We start from the raw sequence: 2,977 nt of genomic DNA on the forward strand, positions 1-2,977 counted from the left end.
CAGGGTGCCCACCCTACGCAATGTTCATGCGTTGCGTGTTTACTCGTTTTCCGCGTACGGATCCGGATACCCGAGCGCTTCCATGATGTCGCGCTCGAGCTGTTCCATCTCCTCGGCTTCCTCGTCCGTCTCGTGGTCGAAGCCCTGCGCGTGCAGCACGCCGTGCACGACCAGGTGCGCCACGTGCTCCTCGACCGTCTTCTTCTGATCAATGGCCTCGCGCTGCAGGACATCCGTGCACAGGATGATGTCGGCCTGCGTCGGTTCGTCGTCGGCGATTTCCGCGCCTTCGTTGTAGGCGAAGGTCAGCACGTTGGTGGCGTAGTCCTTGCCGCGGTAATCGCGGTTGAGGGCCTGGCCTTCCTGCGCGTCGACGAAGCGGATCGCCAGTTCTGCGGGGCCGAGCAGGGAGGCGCGCACCCAGCGCTCCACCATGTCGGGCGTGATCTCCGCTTCCAGGCGGGTGTCGGGATACTGGACGTCCAGTTCGAGGTTATGCTTTTTTTCGGACATGGCGGGTGACGGGTTTGGTCAGGTTGCCGGGTAACGCGCCGAGTTCCTGCATCGACGCGGCCTTTTCGTAGGCGTCGACGATGCGGGCCACCATCGGATGGCGCACGACGTCGGCGCTGGAGAACTGGGTGAAGGCGATGCCGCGCACGTCCTTCAGCACGTGCATGGCGTCGACCAGGCCGCTGCGCTGCGTCTTGTGCAGGTCGACCTGGGTCACGTCGCCCGTGACGACGGCCTTGCTGCCGAAGCCGATCCGGGTCAGGAACATCTTCATCTGCTCGACCGTCGTGTTCTGGGCTTCGTCCAGGATCACGAACGCGTGATTCAGGGTGCGGCCGCGCATGAACGCGAGCGGGGCGATCTCGATCACCTGCTTCTCGAACAGCTTCTGCGTGCGGTCGAAGCCGAGCAGGTCGTACAGCGCGTCGTACAGCGGGCGCAGGTACGGGTCGACTTTCTGCGCGAAGTCGCCGGGCAGGAAGCCCAGGCGCTCGCCCGCTTCCACGGCCGGGCGCGTCAGGATGATGCGCTTGACGGCGTCGCGTTCGAGGGCGTCGACGGCGCAGGCGACGGCGAGATAGGTCTTGCCGGTGCCGGCCGGGCCGATGCCGAAACTGATGTCGTGTTCGAGGACGGCCTTCAGATACCGTATCTGGTGCGGCGTGCGCCCGCGCAGGTCGTGGCGCCGCGTCTTCAGCATGGGGCTGACCAGCTCCTCGTCGTCGGCCGCGCCATCGCCCTTGTCCGCTTCCTCGGTGACGGACGCGCCGGGCTCCTTCTGCGGCGACTCGATCTCGACGGCCTTGGGCCGCAAGCCGGCGCGCTGTTCGACGAGCGCCAGCTGTATTTCCTCGATCGGCACGACCTTGTCGGCGACGGCGTAGAAGCGTTCGAGCAGCTCCACGGCGCGTTGCGCGTTCGTGCCGCTGACGATGAATTTTTCGCCGCGCCGGAAGATGGTCACGTCGAGGGCGGCCGAGATCTGGCGCAGGTTTTCGTCGAGCGGGCCGCAGAGGTGGGCGAGCCGCGTGTTATCGAGCGGCTCGGGAACGAAGTACGAAGGCTGGGTTGGCGTTTGGGTTTTCAACTGGCTTTGGCAATCGTATCGGTGCTGGCGACCAGGTCGCCGCGCAGGGTGTAATCCAGGCTCTCGGTGATGCGCACGTCGACCAGCTGGCCGACGAGTGCTTCACTTTCACTATTTGCAGCGCCCGGGAAGAAGTTGACGACGCGGTTGTTCTCGGTGCGGCCCTGGAGCTCGCCCCCGCCCTTCTTCGACGGGCCTTCGACCAGGATGCGCTGCACGGTGCCGACCATGCCTGCACTGGTCTTGCGGGTGTTGGCATCGATCTTCGCCTGCAGGCGCTGCAGGCGCGCCAGCTTGACCTCGTGCGGCGTGTCGTCTTCCAGGTTGGCGGCCGGCGTGCCCGGGCGCTTGCTGAAGATGAAGGAAAAGCTGTTGTCGAAGCCGACGTCTTCCACGAGCTTCATCATCGCCTCGAAATCGGCGTCCGTCTCGCCCGGGAAGCCGACGATGAAGTCGGACGAGATCGAGATGTCCGGGCGCACGGCCTTGATGCGGCGGATGATCGACTTGTATTCGAGGCCCGTGTAGCCGCGCTTCATGGCCTGCAGGATGCGGTCGGAGCCGTGCTGCACGGGCAGATACAGGTGGTTGACCAGTTGCGGGATCTTCGCGTATGCGTCGATCAGGCGCTGGGTGAATTCCTTCGGGTGGCTCGTGACGAAGCGCAGGCGCTCGATGCCCGGAATCTCGGCCACGTATTCCAGAAGCAGGGCAAAGTCCGCAATCTCTCCCGACTCCATCGCGCCGCGGTAGGCGTTCACGTTCTGTCCCAGCAGCATGATTTCCTTGACACCCTGCGCAGCCAGGCCGGCGACTTCCGTCAGCACGTCCTCGAAGCGGCGCGAGACTTCCTCGCCGCGCGTGTATGGCACGACGCAGTAGCTGCAATATTTACTGCACCCTTCCATGATCGACACATAGGCCACCGGACCCTCGACCTTGGCCGGGGGCAAGTGGTCGAACTTTTCGATTTCCGGGAAGCTGATGTCGACCTGGGCCGCGCCCGTATGGCGGCGCAGCTGGATCATCTGCGGCAGGCGGTGCAGCGTCTGCGGGCCGAACACCATGTCCACATGCGGCGCGCGCTTGACGATGGCCTCACCTTCCTGCGACGCGACGCAACCGCCCACGCCGATGATCAGGTCGGGCTTGGCGCGCTTGAGTTCCTTCAGGCGACCCAGATCGGAAAACACTTTTTCCTGCGCCTTTTCGCGCACGGAACAGGTGTTGAACAGGATCACGTCGGCATCGTCCGGCGTGTCGGTGCGTACGAGCCCGTCGGACGCGCCCAGCACGTCCGCCATCTTGTCCGAGTCGTACTCGTTCATYTGGCAMCCGAAGGTYTTGATRAAWACTTTTTTCTGCATGGAATGCTTC

General features: G+C 64.3%; 3 protein-coding genes. All 3 read right to left on the minus strand.

The annotated features are described in order from the left end of the window. Positions 1 to 39 precede the first annotated feature (39 nt). From ybeY to miaB, 3 genes are read right to left on the minus strand one after another with little or no spacing between them, the layout of a single operon-like run. Entirely contained in the window at positions 40 to 513 is a 474-nt protein-coding gene (ybeY, locus tag AC1DYX_RS30000) for an rRNA maturation RNase YbeY (RefSeq protein WP_477265696.1), read from the minus strand. Further along, positions 494 to 1,600, minus strand: a complete 1,107-nt coding sequence (locus AC1DYX_RS30005) for a PhoH family protein (RefSeq protein ID WP_477265698.1) — start codon at positions 1,598 to 1,600, stop codon at positions 494 to 496. The genes ybeY and AC1DYX_RS30005 overlap by 20 nt, the downstream gene beginning before the upstream one ends. Further along, a complete protein-coding gene (gene miaB, locus AC1DYX_RS30010) occupies positions 1,597 to 2,967 on the minus strand; it encodes a tRNA (N6-isopentenyl adenosine(37)-C2)-methylthiotransferase MiaB (protein ID WP_477265700.1) in 1,371 nt (456 codons plus the stop codon). Before miaB ends, AC1DYX_RS30005 begins: the two co-directional genes overlap by 4 nt. Positions 2,968 to 2,977: the final 10 nt, after the last annotated feature.

It is taken from the genome of Massilia sp. P2_C2 (genome assembly GCF_056404615.1).